The 16,590-nt window shown below is 70.6% G+C and carries 16 protein-coding genes; 4 read left to right on the plus strand and 12 right to left on the minus strand.

Features of this window, described 5'->3' with window-relative positions; translation table 11 throughout:
• Positions 1 to 6 precede the first annotated feature (6 nt).
• The 9 genes from ABZX61_RS60945 to ABZX61_RS60985 form a co-directional block, all read right to left on the minus strand.
• Positions 7 to 378, minus strand: coding sequence for a helix-turn-helix domain-containing protein (locus ABZX61_RS60945; protein ID WP_355211188.1), 372 nt, complete (start codon positions 376 to 378; stop codon positions 7 to 9).
• Between the two features lie 98 nt (positions 379 to 476).
• Positions 477 to 704 carry a hypothetical protein gene (locus ABZX61_RS60950; protein WP_350740913.1) on the minus strand — a complete coding sequence of 76 codons (228 nt, stop codon included), beginning with the start codon at positions 702 to 704 and terminating at the stop codon, positions 477 to 479.
• A 332-nt stretch (positions 705 to 1,036) separates the two neighbouring features.
• Entirely contained in the window at positions 1,037 to 1,729 is a 693-nt protein-coding gene (locus ABZX61_RS60955; protein ID WP_355211191.1) for a helix-turn-helix domain-containing protein, read from the minus strand.
• Between the two features lie 7 nt (positions 1,730 to 1,736).
• The gene (locus ABZX61_RS60960; protein WP_355211194.1) at positions 1,737 to 2,942 is read right to left on the minus strand and encodes a cytochrome P450; all 1,206 of its coding nucleotides are present in this window, start codon (positions 2,940 to 2,942) and stop codon (positions 1,737 to 1,739) included.
• Between the two features lie 256 nt (positions 2,943 to 3,198).
• Positions 3,199 to 4,707, minus strand: coding sequence for a glycoside hydrolase family 43 protein (locus ABZX61_RS60965; RefSeq protein ID WP_355211197.1), 1,509 nt, complete (start codon positions 4,705 to 4,707; stop codon positions 3,199 to 3,201).
• Positions 4,704 to 6,980, minus strand: coding sequence for a glycoside hydrolase family 3 N-terminal domain-containing protein (locus ABZX61_RS60970; protein WP_355211200.1), 2,277 nt, complete (start codon positions 6,978 to 6,980; stop codon positions 4,704 to 4,706). Before ABZX61_RS60970 ends, ABZX61_RS60965 begins: the two co-directional genes overlap by 4 nt.
• Before the next feature lie 20 nt (positions 6,981 to 7,000).
• On the minus strand, positions 7,001 to 7,831 hold the full coding sequence (locus tag ABZX61_RS60975) for a carbohydrate ABC transporter permease (protein WP_355211203.1): 831 nt from the start codon (positions 7,829 to 7,831) through the stop codon (positions 7,001 to 7,003).
• The gene (locus ABZX61_RS60980) at positions 7,831 to 8,778 is read right to left on the minus strand and encodes a sugar ABC transporter permease (RefSeq protein WP_355211206.1); all 948 of its coding nucleotides are present in this window, start codon (positions 8,776 to 8,778) and stop codon (positions 7,831 to 7,833) included. Before ABZX61_RS60980 ends, ABZX61_RS60975 begins: the two co-directional genes overlap by 1 nt.
• Before the next feature lie 7 nt (positions 8,779 to 8,785).
• Positions 8,786 to 10,069, minus strand: a complete 1,284-nt coding sequence (locus tag ABZX61_RS60985) for an extracellular solute-binding protein (RefSeq protein WP_355211209.1) — start codon at positions 10,067 to 10,069, stop codon at positions 8,786 to 8,788.
• 278 nt (positions 10,070 to 10,347) lie between these two features.
• Here ABZX61_RS60985 and ABZX61_RS60990 point away from each other — a divergent pair, with 278 nt between their 5' ends.
• Entirely contained in the window at positions 10,348 to 11,379 is a 1,032-nt protein-coding gene (locus ABZX61_RS60990; RefSeq protein ID WP_355211212.1) for a LacI family DNA-binding transcriptional regulator, read from the plus strand.
• A gap of 36 nt (positions 11,380 to 11,415) precedes the next feature.
• Here ABZX61_RS60990 and ABZX61_RS60995 read toward each other — a convergent pair whose 3' ends face one another.
• Positions 11,416 to 12,300 (minus strand): class III extradiol ring-cleavage dioxygenase, encoded by an 885-nt coding sequence (locus ABZX61_RS60995; protein ID WP_355211215.1) that lies wholly within the window; start codon positions 12,298 to 12,300, stop codon positions 11,416 to 11,418.
• Positions 12,297 to 12,836 carry a MarR family winged helix-turn-helix transcriptional regulator gene (locus ABZX61_RS61000; RefSeq protein WP_355211217.1) on the minus strand — a complete coding sequence of 180 codons (540 nt, stop codon included), beginning with the start codon at positions 12,834 to 12,836 and terminating at the stop codon, positions 12,297 to 12,299. Before ABZX61_RS61000 ends, ABZX61_RS60995 begins: the two co-directional genes overlap by 4 nt.
• Positions 12,837 to 12,958: 122 nt before the next feature.
• Here ABZX61_RS61000 and ABZX61_RS61005 point away from each other — a divergent pair, with 122 nt between their 5' ends.
• Positions 12,959 to 13,333, plus strand: a complete 375-nt coding sequence (locus ABZX61_RS61005) for a DoxX family protein (RefSeq protein WP_355211220.1) — start codon at positions 12,959 to 12,961, stop codon at positions 13,331 to 13,333.
• 15 nt (positions 13,334 to 13,348) lie between these two features.
• On the opposite strand, the gene ABZX61_RS61010 is transcribed toward ABZX61_RS61005, so the two are convergent.
• Positions 13,349 to 14,383 (minus strand): LacI family DNA-binding transcriptional regulator, encoded by a 1,035-nt coding sequence (locus ABZX61_RS61010; protein WP_355211222.1) that lies wholly within the window; start codon positions 14,381 to 14,383, stop codon positions 13,349 to 13,351.
• Positions 14,384 to 14,615: 232 nt separating this feature from the next.
• Here ABZX61_RS61010 and ABZX61_RS61015 point away from each other — a divergent pair, with 232 nt between their 5' ends.
• Together ABZX61_RS61015 and ABZX61_RS61020 are read left to right on the plus strand one after the other, a co-directional pair.
• A complete protein-coding gene (locus ABZX61_RS61015) occupies positions 14,616 to 15,923 on the plus strand; it encodes an extracellular solute-binding protein (RefSeq protein ID WP_350740888.1) in 1,308 nt (435 codons plus the stop codon).
• Positions 15,920 to 16,590 (plus strand): sugar ABC transporter permease (locus ABZX61_RS61020; RefSeq protein ID WP_355211225.1); only part of this gene is annotated, 671 nt, incomplete at its 3' end. The genes ABZX61_RS61015 and ABZX61_RS61020, both read left to right, overlap by 4 nt.

A 16,590-nucleotide genomic window follows, 5' to 3' on the forward strand; every position in this document is an offset into this window, starting at 1 on the left:
CGCAGGTCAAGGAGCGCACTGCTCGTGGATGTTGTTGCGGGCGGCCCAGGCGTGCAGCTCCTGGAAGGCGCCGCGGAGGTCCTCGCCGATGGGGGTGAGCCGGTAGAGGACCGCCGTGGCGGGGCCGTCGGCCAGCTGGCGCTCGACGAGGCTCGCCGCCATCAGCTCCCGCAGGCGATCGGACAGGATGCCGTCGGTGATCCCGGAGATCGACTTGGCCAGCTCGCCGAAGCGCGCGGGCCGCTGCATCAGCGCGACGAGGATCATGCCGTTCCAGCGCTTGCCGAGCACCTTGAACACATCGACGAACTGCACGTCGCACGAGATGCCATGCGGGCTCCCGTCCGTCGCGACGGTCTCGGAGACGTGTTCAGCCATGGGGACCAGCCTACCTCCCGGTACCACCCGGAACCGGGCGTGCTATTGATTCTGTAGCACACTAGCTCATTGCGAGCATAGCCCCGTGACCTGCCCTCTCACGCGCCGCCGCCGCCGAACAGCACCCAGCCGAACACGTACATGACCGACCCGAGCACGGCCAGCGCCGCCCACAGCAGCGCGGACATCAGGCCCCTCAGGTACGGGTTGCCGCGCGGCGCCGTCCGGCCGTCGGCGATCTCGGCCCAGCGGGATTCGATCAGCACGGTCATCCGCTCGGCGCGCGCGTTCCCGTCCGCGGTGAGGATGAAAGTCTCGCCTGGCATCTGCGGCCCCTCCCGGGAGAAGTCGGATGAGCACCCCGCCGCCCGGCGGGGGTCCGGATGCCCTGCTGGGCGTCCACGGGGCAACGTTAGGCAGGCGCACTTGTCGCGGACTTCGCGACTTCTTGGACGCGCGCCGAGCCGCGCCCAACCCGCGGCCAAGTCACGGACAAGCGCGCCGCCCGGCCTTGCCCGGCGGCCGGCCCTGGACGGCGGTCAACCCTGGACGGCGGTCAGCTCTTGCCCGCTGGTCAGCGCCGGACGGAGGTCGGCCTTGGACGGAGTCAGCGCTGGACGGCGGCCAGCGCGGGTCGGCCGTCAGCGCGGGTCGGGGGTCAGCGCGGGTCGGATCGCAGGGCGCCGAGGAGGCCGCAGACGGCCGTGACGAGGTCGTCGCCCAGCCGCCGCCAGGCCGTCGCGGCGGACGCGGCGGTGGCGTGACCGGTGGCCAGATCTCGTCCCCATGCGGTGGTGTCGCCTGCGGCCAGGTCGCGTTCCAGTTCGGCGCACATGTGCACGATGAGCACGCGGGTCATGGCCTCCCGCCGTGCGGCCCGGCCGGGGTCGGGCTCGCCCGGCTCCCGCGTGGCGTCGTACAGGCGACGCAGGGACGGCCGCTCCAGGTGGACGCTGACGGCGTACTCGCGCAGCGCGGGCTCGACGACGACCTGGGCGAGGAAGCGGCCGTACCAGGAAGGGACGCCCAGGTCGACGTGGCGTTCGATGTGGGGCAGGACGACGCAGCGGATCCGGTCGCGCGGCGACATCTCACCGGGATCGCCGAGCCGGCTCATCATCGCCAGCCGGTGCACCTCCATGGCCTCGGCGTGCTCGGCCAGGATGGCCTTGACGAGTTCGTCACGGGAGGTGAAGTGATACTGCACCGCGGACTTGTTGCGCTGCCCGGCGGCTTCGCCGATCTGCCGGATCGACACCCCGGCGAAGCCTTCGGTGGCGTACAGGCGTTCCGCCGCACGCATGATCGCGCTCCTGGCGGTCACCGCGCGCGCGGACGCCTGAACGGTCATCGCGAGCTCACCAGGTGACCCACACGTCCTGGAGCCCGCCCGACAGCAGCCCGGTGCGCAGCTTCAGCTCGTCGGCGCTGTCGCGCAGGCGCAGGGTGGGCAGCCTGCGGGCGAGCGTGCCGAGCACGACCTGCAGCTCCAGCCTGGCCAGCGGCTGGCCGAGGCAGTAGTGCGGGCCCGCGCCGAACGTCAGGTGCTGGTTGGCGTTGTCCCTGCGCGGGTCGAACGCGTCCGGATCGGCGAACTTGCGCGGGTCCCGGTTGGCCGCGGGCCGGCACGGGATGACGGTGCTGCCCACGGGCACCGCGGTGCCGGCGAACTCGGAGTCCTGGGTGGCGACCCTGGGGAAGCCGACCACGCTCAGCGTGCTGTCCAGCCGCAGCACCTCCTCGACGGTGCCGGGGATCAGCTCCGGATCGTCGACGACCGCCTGGTAGCGCTCCGGATCAGCGAGCAGCATCGCGGCCATGATGGCGATCATGTTGGACGTGGTCTCGTGCCCGGCCAGCAGCAGCGCCATCACGGTGGTGATCAGCTCTTCGTGGCTGAGCCGGCCGTCCTCGCTGTCGGAGATCTGGGTCAGCTCGCTGAGCAGGTCGTCGCCGGGGTCCGTCCGCTTCTCCTCGACGAGGGCGGAGGTGTACGCGCCGAACTCCTCGTACGTCTTCAGCACCTCCTCCTGCGTGTAGCGCGTCAGCGTCAGCATGACCTGGGACCAGTGCGCGAACTTGTCCTGGTCCTCGCTGGGGGCGCCGACGAGGGCGCAGATGACCCGCACCGGCAGCGGCAGGCCCAGCTGGACCGACAGGTTGGCGGGCGAGCCGGACTTGAGCAGGTCGTCGATGAGCTCGTCGGTCATCTGCTGCACCCGGGGGCGCCAGGACTCCATCTTGCGGATGGTGAAGGACTTGCTGAGCAGCCGCCGCCACCGCAGGTGGTCCTCGCCCTCCCGCATGCGGGTGGTGCTGCTGCGGGAGAAGATCCCGCCGTCGTCCGTCGTGGACACCCGCGCCGCGCCCTCGCCTCCGCGCTGGAAGCTGGTGTCGGTGAGCAGCGCGCGGACGTCGTCGTAGCGGGTCAGCAGCGTGGCGGCGTCGCCGCTGGGCAGCCGCACGTGGGCCACGGGGCAGCGGTCCTGCAGCTCGGCCCACTCCTTCGGCGGCTCCAGTGCCGTCGTGCGCGGGAAGGGGTAATCGGGCATGGTTTCGGTCATGACGCCCCCATTGTCGTTGACGAGTCGCCCTCAACCCTAAGGCGACTGCCTTAATAAGGGAAGCACCTTAAACGCCCGTCCCACCGCACGAGGTTGCCGTCCTTCCGGGGGGAGATGAGGGGCCGCCGCACGGGGTTGCCGTCCCTCGGGAGGAGAGGACCCCGTGCGGCGTCGCCGTCCTCCGGGGAGCGGAGGCAGCCCGCCTCCGCCGCCCATCACGCCCTGAGCCGCTCCTCCCGAAGGGTGGGCGGTCCGGTCAGTGGTCGGCGGGCTGGTAGTCGAACCAGTCGAAGCTCGCGCTCCCCTCCGTCGCGTACATCCCGATCACCCGCCCCGTGAACCCGGTGGCCACCTCGGTGGACAGGTAGCGCCCGTCCAGCTCGGCCAGGAGCGTGCCGTCCGCCGAGAAGGCGATGGTGTCCGGCCCCCGGCCGTCCACCCCCACCGGCTCGTCGGCCGGTGAGATGACCGACGGCGGCAGGATGTCGCGGGTGCGGATGTCGAGGGCGAGCGTGAGCGGCCCAGGCGGCACCGGACGCTCGGCCAGGCACTGCCGGAGCGGGCCGATGCGCGCGACCACCCGCACCAGCCCTCCTTGGACCTCCAGGTCGTAGTGGTGGGCCTCGTCCATCCGGACCGACACCCCGGCCGTGCCCTCGCCCGGCTCCAGCAGGGCGGTGACGCGGCAGTCGTGGTGCTGCTGGCGGCGGCCGATGAAGGTGTGGCCGGGCCGGTCGAGGGTCGGGCCGGTGGCGTGCAGGGTCAGTCGGCCGGGCCGCTCGGTCAGCGACCAGGAGCCGTCCGGTCGGCCGCGCGGCGAGATCCAGCAGGGCCGCAGCGAGGGCTCGTCGAAGTCGTCGCGGGAGGGCTCGGGCGGGAGCGGGTGCCAGGCGGCGGGCGCCGGGTGGCGTTCCTCGACGGGGCCCACGACCGGCCAGCCGTCCTCCCACCGTACGGGCGTGAGGAACGTCTCCCGCCCGAGCACCTGGTACTCGGGGGTGTAGCCGCGCGGGCGGGTGCCGAGCAGGACCATCCACCAGGTCCCGTCGGCGGCCTGCACGAGGTCGGCGTGGCCGGTGCTCTGGATGGGCCGGTCGGTGCCGCGGTGCGTCAGGATCGGGTTGACCGGGCCGGGCTCGAACGGGCCGCGTGGCGAGCGGGCGCGGGCGATCGAGACGGCGTGGCCGCGCTCGGTGCCGCCTTCGGACATGAGCAGGTACCACCAGCCGTCCACCTGGTGGAGGTGCGGCGCTTCCGGATATTTCCCGCCGGTGCCGGACCAGACCTGGTAGGGCCCCTCCAGCACCTTCCCCTCGGCCGGATCGACGCGCGCCACCTGCGTGCCGGAGAAGGCGCACCAGCAGGCGCCGTCCTCGTCCCAGGTCAGGTCGGGGTCGATGCCGGGCAGGTCGATCCAGACCGGCTCGGACCAGGGGCCTTCGGGGCGTTCGGCGGTGACGATGAAGTTGCCGCCGGCTCTCACGTTGGTGGTGATCACATAGAAGCGCCCGTCGTGGTGGCGGATGGTGGGCGCGTAGATGCCGCCGGAGGCGGACACGTCCGGCGGCAGGTTCAGCTGCGAGGGCCGGTCGAGGACGTTGCCGATCTGGCGCCAGTGCACGAGGTCGCGGCTGTGGAAGATCGGCACGCCCGGGAAATACTCGAAGCTGGAGCACACCAGGTAGTAGTCCTCGCCGACCCGGCACACGCTGGGGTCCGGGTGGAACCCGGCGACGACGGGGTTGCCGTATGTACGCACGTTCACCCCTCCTTCCCGGGATCGACGACCAGCCGAATGGACGCGCTCAGCGGCAGGTCGGCGGCAGACGGCCCGGAGGACAGCACGATCTCCCCCGGTTCGACGAGCCGCCGCCCGCTGAGCCCGGTGAACGAGAACGCCTCGGCGGGCACCTCCAAGACCACCTCGCGGCTCTCCCCCGCGTCCAGGGGCACGCGGGCGAAGCCGACCAGCCACTGGACGGGCCGGGCGACCTGGGCCACCGGGTCGGTGGCGTAGACCTGCACGACCTCCTCGGCGCGCCGGTCACCGTCGTTGCGCACGGTCACCCGCACGTCGACCACGCCGTCCGTGCCGTATTCCGCCCTCGACGTCCGCATGGCCTCGTACGTGATCGCCGCGTACGACAGCCCGTGCCCGAAGGGGAAGGCCGGGGTCGGGTCGAGCACCGTGATGCCCTCCGCCTTCTGCCCCAGGGGCGGCTGGAGGTAGGTGGACGGGTTCACGAACGGCGAGTACGGGATCTGCACGGGCAGCCGCCCGGACGGGTTCACCCGGCCGCTGAGCACGCCGGCGACCGCGGCCGCACCCTCGACCCCGGGGAAGAACGCCTGGACCGCGGCGGCCACCCGGTCCTGGTAGGCGCCGAGCGCGTAAGGCCGCCCCGACACCACGACCAGCACGGTCGGCGTGCCTGTGGCCAGGACCGCCTCGACCAGGTCGGCCTGGCGGCCGGGCAGCCGGAGGTCGGCCGCGTCGCAGCCCTCGCCCGACGTGCCGCCGCCGAACATCCCGGCCCGGTCGCCGACGAACAGCAGCACCAGGTCGGCCTGGGCGGCGACCTCGGCGGCCTCGGGGATCCCCGACGCGTCGTCGCCCGACACCTCGGCTCCGAGGCAGTGGCGCACGTCGGCGTGGGGGAACTCGGCCGTCAGGCCCTCCAGGATCGAGGCGACCGGCAGGCCCATGCCGCTCTCGGGGAAGCGGTCGAGCACGTGGTTGGGGAAGGAGTAGCAGCCCATGAGGGTACGCGGGTCGTCGGCGCACGGCCCGATGACCGCCAGCCGCCGGGTCACGAGCGGGTCGACGGGCAGGGCCCGGCCGGGGTTGGACAGCAGCACGATGGAACGTTCCGCGACCTCGGCGGCCAGCTCGCGGTTGCGCGCGCTGTCCAGGTCCACGTCCTCGGCGCCGTCCGGGACGAGCGGGCCGCCGTCCAGCAGGCCGAGGTCGACCTTCTGCCGGAGCACGCGGCGTACCGACTCGTCCACGAGCGCCTCGTCGACGTGGCCCGCCTTCACCTGCTCGAGCAGGTTGCGGCCGTACCCGCGGGTGTCGGGGAGCTCCACGTCGATCCCGGCCGACAGCGCGATCGCACCCGCCGCCGCGACGTCCTCGGCCACCCGGTGCATGGACGCGAGGAACGGGACGGACCAGTAGTCCGACACCACCGTCCCCTCGAACCCCCACTCGTCCCGCAGCAGCCGCCGCAGCAGGTCCGCGCTGGCGGCGGCCGGGACGCCGTCGAGGTCGGTGTAGGAGTTCATCACCGAACGCGCGCCGCCCTCGCGCAGCGCCGTCGCGAACGGCGGGAGGATCACGTCGGCGAGCTCGCGCGGCCCGATGCTGACGGGTGCGTGGTTACGGGCCGCGCGCGAGGCCGCGTAGCCGGCGAAGTGCTTCAAAGTGGCGATGATCCCGGCGTTTTCCAGCCCGCGCACGTAGGCCGCGCCGATCTTGCCCACCAGGTACGGGTCCTCGCCCAGCGTCTCCTCGACCCGCCCCCAGCGATAGTCGCGTACGACGTCCAGCACCGGCGACAGGCCCTGGTGCACGCCAGCGGCCCGCAGATCGGCTCCGATCGCCGCCGCCATGCGCTCGACCAGACCGGGGTCGAACGTCGCCGCCCAGGCCAGCGGCGTCGGGTACGCGGTCGCCCCGAACGTCGCGAACCCGGTCAGGCACTCCTCATGGGCGATCGCGGGCACGCCGAGCCGGTTCGAGGTCACCACGCGCTCCTGCAGCTCCCGCAGCCGGGCCGCGCCCTCGGCCGCGGACAGCGGCTCGGTGCCGTACACGCGGGTGAGGTGCCCGAGCCCGTCGCGCAACCGCTCCTCCAGGCCCTCCACCGCGGCGAAGCGGTCCTGCAGGGGCGCGACGTTGCCGGGGTCGTCGGTCTGGATCCACACGGAGCCGAGCTGCGCGACCTTCTCCTCCAGCGTCATCTCGGCCAGCAGGGCCTCGACGCGTTCGGCGGACGGGCGGCCGCGGTCACGCCACGGCTCATTCACGAATGTCATGACTTCCTTAATATGAGTTCTCAGCCCTTGAAGGCGCCGTCCATGATTCCCGCCACCATCCGCCTGCCGACGAACACGAAGAGCACCAGCAGCGGCAGGGTGGCCAGGAAAGAGCCCGACATGGCCAGGCCGAGGTCGACGTCGAGGCTGTTCTGCAGTGCCTTGATGGCGATCTGCGCGGTGTACATCTCGGGCGACTTCAGCACGATGAACGGCCACAGGAAGTCGTTCCACGAGGTGACGAAGCCGAGCAGCCCGAGCACGAACGCGGCCGGCCGCACCAGCGGGAACGCGATGCGCCAGAAGATCTGCCAGGTGTTCGCCCCGTCGATGCGGGCCGCCTGCAGGATCTCGTCGCTGATCGTCGTGGACAGGTGCTGGCGCATCCAGAAGATGCCGAACGCGCTGGCCAGGCCGGGCACGATGAGGGCCTGCAACGTGTCCACCCAGTCCAGGGCAGAGATGATCATGTACTGCGGGATGACCGCGAGCTGCGTGGGCACGGTCATGGTGAGCACGACGATCAGGAAGAGCACGTTGCGGCCGGGGAAGCGCAGCTTGGCGAAGGCGAACCCGGCCAGGGAGCAGAGCACCGCGTGCCCGACGGCGATCGTCCCGGCCACGATCAGGCTGTTGACGATCGAGCGCACGAACGGCACGGTCGTGAACACCAGCTCGGCCAGGTGGAAGAAGTTGCCTCCCGGCGTGATCTTCGGCGGCAGCTGGGTGGCGGTCGCCGAGTCGGTCGTGGCCACCACGAACATCCAGTACAGCGGGAAGATGCAGGCGAACGCGGCCAGCCCCAGCAGGAGGTAGGTCCACCAGGGGACCCGATTGCTCTTGGAGGTCATCAGCGCTCCGGGCGGATGCGGGTGGACAGGAGGTAGTTGACCGTCGCGGCGACGATGACGAGGACGAACAGGGCCACGCCGATGGCCGCGCCGTAACCGAACTGGAACTGGCCGAAGCCCTGCTCGTACAGGAACAACGTGAGCGTCTGGCACTGCCGGATCGCCCCGCAGGTCTGCGACCGGGAGATCAGCAGCGGCTCGGTGAAGATCTGCAGCCCGCCGATCGTCGAGGTCACGACCGTGAACACGATGACGGGACGCAGCGACGGGATGGAGATGTGCCGGAACTGCTTCCACCCGCCGGCGCCGTCCACCGCGGCCGCCTCGTAGATCGCGCGCGGGATCGCCTGCAGGGAGGCCAGGTAGAGCAGGGTCGTGTAGCCGAACCAGCGCCAGGTCACCATCACGGCGATCAGCAGGTGGCTGCCCCAGACCGACTGCTTGAAGTCGATGGGCTCCACGCCGACGAACCCGAGCAGCCAGTTGAGCAGGCCGTAGTCGCGGTCGAACATCTGGGCGAAGACGATCGCGGTGGCCGCCACCGAGGTGATGTACGGCACCAGCATCGACATCCGGAAAAAGACCGCCAGCCGCAGCCGCGCGTGGTTGAGCAGGTGGGCCAGGAGCAGCGCCAGGACCAGCTGCGGGATGGTGGACAGCACCCAGATGCTGATCGTGTTCTTGAGCGCGTTCCAGAACCGGGCGTCGGCGAACAGGCGGCTGAAGTTGTCGAAGCCGATGAAGACGTGCTCGCCGATGGGGTTCCAGTCGAACAGCGCCACGTAGAACGTGAACAGCAGCGGAACCAGGCCGAAGACCGCGAAGATCAGGAAGAACGGGGCGATGTAGAAGTAAGGGGCGATGCGCTCGCCGATGCTCTGCCGCACCCGAGTCGTGAGCGCGGGCGGCGTCTCCACCGCCCGCGGCGTGCTGAGGCTCGTCGTCACGCTGATCCTACTTGCCGATGGCCGTCTTGACGTTGGCCAGCGCCGTGTCCCACGCCTTGGCCGGATCGCCCTTGCCCTGCTCGACGTTCGTGATCGCGTTCTGCAGCTCCTGGCCGATGGCGGAGCTGTCCGGGCCGATGTAGAACGGCTTGAGCCCGAGCAGCGAGTTCGTGTAGATCGCGCCGATCTGCGCGCCGGAGAAGAACTCGTCCTTCAGCCCGGTGAGCTTGGCGTCCTTGTAGACCGACGGGGTCGTGGGCAGCGAGCCGGAGTCCAGGAAGTGCGTCAGCTGGCCCTGCGGCGACTGGGTCTTGGTGATGTACTCCCAGGCCGCCTTGGCGTTCTTGGCGCCCTTGGGGATCGCCAGGTAGCTGCCGCCCCAGTTGCCCGCCCCGCCGGGGATGGTGGCGACGTCCCACTTGCCCTTGGTGTCGGGGGCGTTCCTGCGGATCGCACCCAGCATCCACGACGGCGCGGAGATCACCGCGAACTGGCCCTTGCCCATGCCCGCGGTCCAGCCCTCGGTGAACGAGCCCTGCTTGGCCGTGATCCCGGCCTGCACGGCCTTGAGCGACAGGTCGAAGGCCGTCTTGACCTGCGGGCTGGTGCTGTAGACCACGTTGCCCGAGGGGTCGTAGTACTTCTGCGGCCCCTGGTTGACCGCCTGGTAGAACACGCTGGTGGCCGCGTTGTCCATGAACGCCTTGCCGGTCTTGGCGGTGTACTTCTTGCCGGTCTCGATGAAGGCGTCCCAGGTGGACCAGAGCTTGCCCACCTCCTCGCGGTCGGTCGGCAGCCCCGCCTCCTTGAACAGGTCGGCCCGGTAGGCGACGGCCATGCCGCCCACGTCCGTCGGGATGCCGATGATCTCACCGCCCTTGGCGGTGCTCGCGCTCATCACCCAGTCGAGGTAGTCGCCCTTGATCTTGTCGGCGCCGAGCTGGCGCAGGTCGTAGAAGTTCTGGGGCTGCTGGACGAACTTGGGCAGGTCGTCGCCCTGGATGAGGACGAGGTCGGGCACCTTGCCGCCGGCCAGTGCCGTGGTGAGCGCCTGCGCCGTCTCGACCGAGCTGCCCACCTCGGTGAGCTTGATCTGCCAGCCCGGGTTCTGCTTCTGGTAGTCGTCGACGGAGGCCTTCTGGTCGATCCCGGAGAAAGACCAGAACTCGAACGACTTGCTGTCGCCGCCCGACGGCTGGGACGGGGTGCCGCCACCGCCGCCACCGCAGGCGGCCGTGGACAGGGCGAGGGCCGCGGCGAGCACGACCGGGGTTACGTTGCGGAGCTTCACGTCGGTCTCTTTCGGTGGGGGCCGGCGCTCAGGAGCGGAGCGCTGGGGCGATGTCGTAGTAGGCGGGCGCGGCCGTCACGCCGCGTTTGGAGACAGGTCGATGCATGCCGCGCTCCTTCGAATGGGGGGTTCGCCAGCGCGTCGGAAAGTTTCGGTCGAAGGTCCGATCGTTAAGCCGGGACTCTAGGTCGAATTCCCGAAACCCGTCAAGAACCTCCTCGTAAGACCGCCGAAACAATCGGTCCCATATTCCGAAACCATCCCGTTAGACTGCGGCCATGACCGCCACCGAGGAGCCGTCCGCCACGCCACAGCCGCTGACCATCACGCAGCTCGCCGAGCTGGCCGGCGTGTCCACCGCGACCGTCTCCAAGGTGGTCAACGGCCGTTCCGAGGTCGCCCCCGAGACCCGCGCCCTCGTCGAGGGCCTCATCCGCCGCCACGGCTACCGCCGCCAGCGCCGGCGCGTCACCGCGTCCGCCCTGGTGGAGGTGGTGTTCCACGCTCTGGGCGGCGACTATCCGATCGAGATGATCAGGGGGGTCGACCAGGTCGCCCGCGAGCATCACCTGGCCGTGGTGATCTCCGACATGCAGCAGCGCTCGGGCTCCGGGCACAGCTGGATCGAAGGCGTGCTGAGCCGCCGCCCGGCGGGCGTGATCGCGGTGTTCTCCGGCCTGACCGAGGAGCAGCGCGACCAGCTCGTCACCCGCGACATCCCCATCGTGCTGCTCGACCCGTCGGGCGACCCCGGGCCCGGCGTCCCCTCGGTCGGCGCGGGCAACTGGAGCGGCGGCCTGTCGGCCACCCGCCACCTGCTCGACCTCGGTCATCGCCGCATCGCCCTCATCACCGGGCCCGACTGGGCCCTGTCCAGCCGGGCCCGGCTCGACGGCTACCGCACCGCGCTCGACCTGGCCGGGGTGCCCGTCGACCCCGAGCTGATCGGCTCGGGCGACTTCGTCATCGAGGGCGGCCTCGCCCAGGCCCACCGGCTGCTGCGCCTGCCCGACCCACCGACCGCGATCTTCGCCTCCAACGACGGGGAGGCCGTCGGCGTCTATCGCGCCGCCTACGAGCTGGGCCTGCGCATCCCCGGTGACCTGAGCGTCGTCGGCTTCGACGACCTGCCCTCGGTGCAGTGGGCGGTCCCGCCGCTGACCACGGTCCGCCAGCCGCTCATCGAGATGGCCGCCACGGCCACCGCCATGCTCATGAAGCTCGCGCAGGGCGAGCCGCTGGCGCAGACCCGGGTCGAGCTGGGCACCGAGCTGATCGTCCGGGCCAGCACCGCGCCGCCGTCACGCTGACCGAAACTTTCTGGATTCTTGCCGTACGTATCGGCGCTACGCCACCGTCTGGAAGGACCGCTTGGAGAATCCGATCATGTAACCGTCGATGACCGTCGTCACCGGCCGGTCCACCCGGCCGCTCGCCCCCAGCGTGACGAACAGCGGGATGTAGTGGTCGACCGTCGGGTGGGCGTACGGCATGCCGGGCGCGCGGGTCCGGAACGCCGCCAGCTCCCCCACGTCACCCCTGGCCAGGGCGTCGGCCGCCCAGGCGTCGAAGTCGGAGGACCAGGCGGGGACGACGCCCCGGTGGAGCATCTCCGGGGTGACGAACGGGAGCCCGTGCGTCATGAACCCCGAGCCGATCACCAGCACGCCCTCCTCCCGCAGCGGGGCCAGCCGCGCCCCGAGCTCCAGCAGCCGGTCGGGGTCGTGGGTCGGCATGCTGAGCTGCAGCACCGGGATGTCGCCCAGCGGATACATGGCCATCAGCGGCACCCACGCCCCGTGGTCGAGGCCGCGGCTGGGGTGCTGGTGGACCGGCTCACTGTCGGGCATCATCGCGGCCACCCGCCGGGCGAGCGCCCCGGCATCGGGGGTGTCGTACGTCATCGCGTAGTAGCGCGGGTGGAAGCCGCCGAAGTCGTAGACCAGCGGGGTGCCGGCGGCGGGCGCGGACAGGGCCAGCGGCGCGGCCTCCCAGTGGGCGGAGACGATGAGGATGCTCCTGGGCTTGGGCAGCGACTGCGCCCAGGCGAACAGCTCGCCGATCCAGGGCCCGTCGTCGAAGAGCGGGGGCGCTCCGTGACTGAGGTAGAGAGCGGGGAGCGGGCGGTCGGCGGGCGTCCAGGGGCGCTGGACGCGCGCCCGGGGCAGCGCGCCGGGCAGGAAAGCGTCGTAGGCCCCGGCGGGGATGTCCGGGTTGAGGATGGACGTCATGAGGGCTCCCGGTCGGGGTCGGGGTCGGGTTCCGGGCGCGCGGTGGCCGGGTGCCGGTCGAGGCAGCCGTCGCCGGGGTCGATGGCGTGGGTGATGCGGCGGCCGATCTCGCGCAGCTGCCGGATCTGCGCCTTGGTGAGGGGGTCGAAGACGAAGCCGCGTACGGCCTCGACGTGCCCCGGGGCGGTCTCGACGACCTTCTCCCAGCCCTCCCCGGTGAGAATGGCCAGGGTGTAGCGGCCGTCGTCCGGGTCCGGCGTGCGGCGCACCCAGCCGCGCTTCTCCAGCCGGTTGACGACGTGGGACAGGCGGGACAGCGACCCCTCCGAGATCACCGCCAGGTCGCTCATGCGCATGGTGCGTTCGGGGGTCATCGACAGCCCCGCCAGCACCTGATACTCGAAGTGGCTGATCCCGGCGTCGCGCAGCAGCTGCCCGTCCAGCGCGGCCGGCAGCTTGATCAGCACGGTGACCAGAGCCAGCCAGCTCTCCATCTCCTCGGCGGTCAGCCAGCGCGGCTCCTGAGGGTGCTCCATGTTCTCCACTCTAACTTGATGAATCAAGTGATCACGCGTCGACTCACGCTTGACGCTTCAAGTGCGACGTGCGTATCTTCCGGTTGAAGCTTTAAGTCATCTCGCCATCGATCGGACTCCCGATGAACGTCGTTTTGTGGATCATCGCCGGCCTCCTCGCCCTGGCCTTCCTCGGGGCCGGGCTGATGAAGCTGTCCCAGCCGAAGGAGAAGCTGGCCACCTCCGGCCTGGCCTGGACGGAGGACTTCTCCGCCGGCGCCGTCAAGGGCATCGGCGCCCTGGAGGTGCTGGCCGGCATCGGGCTCATCCTGCCCGCGGCGCTGGGCATCGTCCCGGTGCTGACGCCGCTGGCCGCCGCCGGCCTGGCCATCGTCATGATCGGGGCCGCGGTCGTACACGTCCGCCGCAAGGAATACCAGGGGATCGCCATCAACGCGGTGCTCCTCCTGCTGGCCGCCGTCGTGGCCTGGGGCCGCTTCGGTCCGTATTCCTTCTGACCTGACGCCCGCGCGTCAGGCGGGCGGGGCGGTGGAGCGGCGGGTCACCAGGGTGGGTGTGACGGAGAAGCGCACCGCCGTCGTGCGACCCTCGATCCGCTCCAGCAGCAGCCGCCCCGCCGTCTTGCCCATGATGACCCCGTCCTGGTCCACGCTGGTCAGCGAGATGTGGGAAAGGGCCGCCGCGCGGGCGTTGTCGTAGCCGACCACGGAGACGTCGCCGGGGACGGCCAGCCCGGCCTCGTGGATGGCCGCGAGCGCGCCGAAGGCGGCCTGGTCGGCGCCGGCGAAGATGGCCGTGGGCCGGGGCGTGCGGGCCAGCAGTTCGCGCGTCCCCTGGTGGCCGCCCTCCTCGGTGTAGGCGGTGGCGGCGAGGGCGATGTGCTCGGCCAGGCCGTGCTCGGCCATCACGCGCTCGTACGTCCTGGCCCTGATGGTGTGCAGCAGCGTCACGGAGCGGACGGCCCCGACGTCCTTCTGCGTGATGTGCGCGATGCGGCGGTGGCCGAGCGCGATGAGATGCTCGACGGCGAGCTCGGCCCCCGCCTCGTCGTCGTCGAGCACGGAGTCGTAGACCGCCGAACGGTCGTGGCGGCCGAGCACGACGGTGGGCGTGTTCCTGGCCATCTCTTCGAGGCGGGCCCTGGCGATGACGGCGGCGACGACGAGGATCCCGTCCACCTGCCGGTCCACCAGGGCGTCGATGGCGCGGACCTCGGCCTCGGCGTCCCTGCCGCTGCCCTGGACGATGATGGCCTGGTAGCCGGCGCCCGCGATCTGCTCGTCGAAGCCGTCGAGGATGTCGGCGAAGAACGGGTTTCTGATGTGCGGCAGCACCACGCCGAACGTGAACGTGCGCCCCCGCATCGCCCGGGCCGCGGCCTGCGGCCGGTAGCCGAGCTCGTCGATGGCGGCCTGCACTTTGACGCGCATCGCCTCGCTGACCCCGTACGCATTGCGCAGCACCTTCGACACGGCGGTGGTGGAGACCCGGGCGTGGCTCGCCACATCGGTGATCGTCACCCGTCGCCGCCCGTCGCGCGTGACCATGTGACGCACCCCGTTCGACTCGACGCGACCCGATTGTACGAGCTCCAGGCCGGTGCCGCGATGAATAACGTTACCCATTCAAGAGATCGGATATCCAAGAGTCCACCCACTCAACGTGGATCACGATTGGGGACCGTTCCTCAAATCGAGCCTTGACCGCCAGGCCCTGTAACGCTTACGTTAACTCGCATCGGGGGGCGTTAAAACGATTCAACGGACCCGGAGGGGCGTTGTGAAGACCTCTCACCGCGCGCTGGGAGCGGCTCTGGCCGTTCTCACGATGACGGCCCTGACCTCCTGCGGCTCAAGCTCGGGCGCCGAGCCGGCAGCCGACGGCACGGTCACCCTGAAATACCTCGTGGACAACGGCCAGGGCTCGGTCGACACGGCCAAGGCCATGACGGAAGCCTTCATGAAGGCCAACCCCAAGATCAAGATCGAGATGGAGACGCGACCGCCCGGCAGCGAGGGCGACAACATCGTCAAGACCAGGCTCTCTACGGGCGACATGACGGATGTGTTCGCGTACAACTCCGGGTCGCTGCTGCAAGCGCTCAACCCGTCGCAGACCCTGGTCGACCTGGCCGGCGACCCGGCGATCCAGAACGTCCAGAAGGACTTCCTGCCGGTGGTGAGCCAGGGCGACCACGTGTTCGGCGTGCCCTCCGGCACCGCGTTGGGCGGCGGCATCCTCTACAACCGCAAGGTCTACGAGAAGCTCGGCCTGCAGGTCCCGAAGACCTGGGACGAGTTCATGGCCAACAACGAGAAGATCAAGGCGGCCGGGATCGCTCCGGTGATCTCGACGTTCAAGGACACCTGGACCTCGCAGCTGTTCGTGCTCGGCGACTTCTACAACGTGCAGGCCGCGGTCCCGAACTTCGCCGCCGACTACACCGCGGGCAAGGCCAAGTTCGCCACCACGCCGGCGGCGCTGGCCGGGTTCCAGCACCTGGCCGACGTCAAGGCCAAGGGCTACCTCAACGAGGGCTTCGGCTCGGCGACCGCCGACCAGGGCATGAAGATGCTGGTCGAGGGCAAGGGCGCGCACTACCCGATGCTCAGCGCCCAGGTGCCGCCGCTGGTGGACACGATGCCGCAGGCGGCCACCGACGTCGGCTTCTTCGGCATCCCTGGCACCGACCCGGCCAAGAACGGCGCCACCCTCTGGGAGCCGGGCGGCGTCTACATCCCCAAGACCACCAAGAACCTGGACGCGGCCAAGAAGTTCCTGGCCTTCGTCGCCTCGCCGGCCGCGACCGAAGCGGTCAGCAAGGTCGTGCAGCCCTCGGGGCCCTACCGCATCACGGGCGCCAAGCTGCCGGACGACGCCGTGCAGGTGGCCAAGGACCTGCAGGCGTACATCGACAAGAGCGCCACCGCGCCCGCGCTGGAGTTCCTGTCCCCGGTCAAGGGTCCGTCTCTTGAGCAGATCACCGTCGCCGTCGGCTCCGGGCTGACGCCGGCCGCCGAGGGGGCAGCCCAGTACGACAAGGATGTCGAGAAGCAGGCCAAGCAGTTGGGGCTCGCGGGGTGGTGACCAGGCAGGACGCCGGGCCCCGCTCGGGGCCCGGCCCGGCACTCGCGCGGCCGCCCGCCGGCCCGGCCAAGCGCAGGTCGGCCTACCCGTACGCGCTCTACCTGCCGGCGGCCGTCGTCTACCTGGTGATCTTCCTGGTGCCGACGGTGATGGCCTTCTACTTCGCGCTGACCCGCTGGACCCTGTTCGACAGCACCTTCGTGGGCCTGGACAACTTCCGCGACTTCCTGTCCGAGCAGAACCTGCGCATCGGCTTCACCAACACGCTGTTCTACGCCGTCGTCACCAGCGGCCTCAAGGTGATCCTCGGCCTGCTCCTGGGCGTGCTGCTCACCAGCAAGCTGCGGCTGCGCGGATTCCTGCGCTCGGTGGTGTTCTTCCCCGTCCTGGTCTCCACGGTCGCGGTCGGCATCACCTTCAGCGCCCTGCTCAGACCCGACACCGGCCTGGTCAACAAGGCCCTGGCCGTGGTCGGCATCGACGGCCCCGACTGGCTCGGCGACGCCGGCACCGCGCTGCTGTCGGTCGCCCTGGTGGATGTGTGGAAGGGCGTCGGCATCGCCACCGTCATCTACATCGCCGGCATCCTGTCCATCCCCCGCGACTACTACCAGGCCGTGGCCGTGGACGGCGGCGGGGCCTGGCACCGCTTCCGCCACGTCACCCT

The organism is Nonomuraea sp. NPDC003709, from assembly GCF_040610775.1.
GTDB classification, from domain to species: Bacteria; Actinomycetota; Actinomycetes; order Streptosporangiales; family Streptosporangiaceae; genus Nonomuraea; species Nonomuraea angiospora_A.

Coding starts and splice junctions, on each gene's coding strand:
- ABZX61_RS60990 (WP_355211212.1), top strand. CDS start 10,348: ATGACCGCCACCGAGGAGCCGTCCGCCACGCCACAGCCGCTGACCATC.
- ABZX61_RS60955 (WP_355211191.1), bottom strand. CDS start 1,729: ATGACCGTTCAGGCGTCCGCGCGCGCGGTGACCGCCAGGAGCGCGATC.
- ABZX61_RS61005 (WP_355211220.1), top strand. CDS start 12,959: ATGAACGTCGTTTTGTGGATCATCGCCGGCCTCCTCGCCCTGGCCTTC.
- ABZX61_RS61010 (WP_355211222.1), bottom strand. CDS start 14,383: ATGGTCACGCGCGACGGGCGGCGACGGGTGACGATCACCGATGTGGCG.
- ABZX61_RS61000 (WP_355211217.1), bottom strand. CDS start 12,836: ATGGAGCACCCTCAGGAGCCGCGCTGGCTGACCGCCGAGGAGATGGAG.
- ABZX61_RS60995 (WP_355211215.1), bottom strand. CDS start 12,300: ATGACGTCCATCCTCAACCCGGACATCCCCGCCGGGGCCTACGACGCT.
- ABZX61_RS60960 (WP_355211194.1), bottom strand. CDS start 2,942: ATGACCGAAACCATGCCCGATTACCCCTTCCCGCGCACGACGGCACTG.
- ABZX61_RS60945 (WP_355211188.1), bottom strand. CDS start 378: ATGGCTGAACACGTCTCCGAGACCGTCGCGACGGACGGGAGCCCGCAT.
- ABZX61_RS60970 (WP_355211200.1), bottom strand. CDS start 6,980: ATGACATTCGTGAATGAGCCGTGGCGTGACCGCGGCCGCCCGTCCGCC.
- ABZX61_RS60950 (WP_350740913.1), bottom strand. CDS start 704: ATGCCAGGCGAGACTTTCATCCTCACCGCGGACGGGAACGCGCGCGCC.
- ABZX61_RS60975 (WP_355211203.1), bottom strand. CDS start 7,831: ATGACCTCCAAGAGCAATCGGGTCCCCTGGTGGACCTACCTCCTGCTG.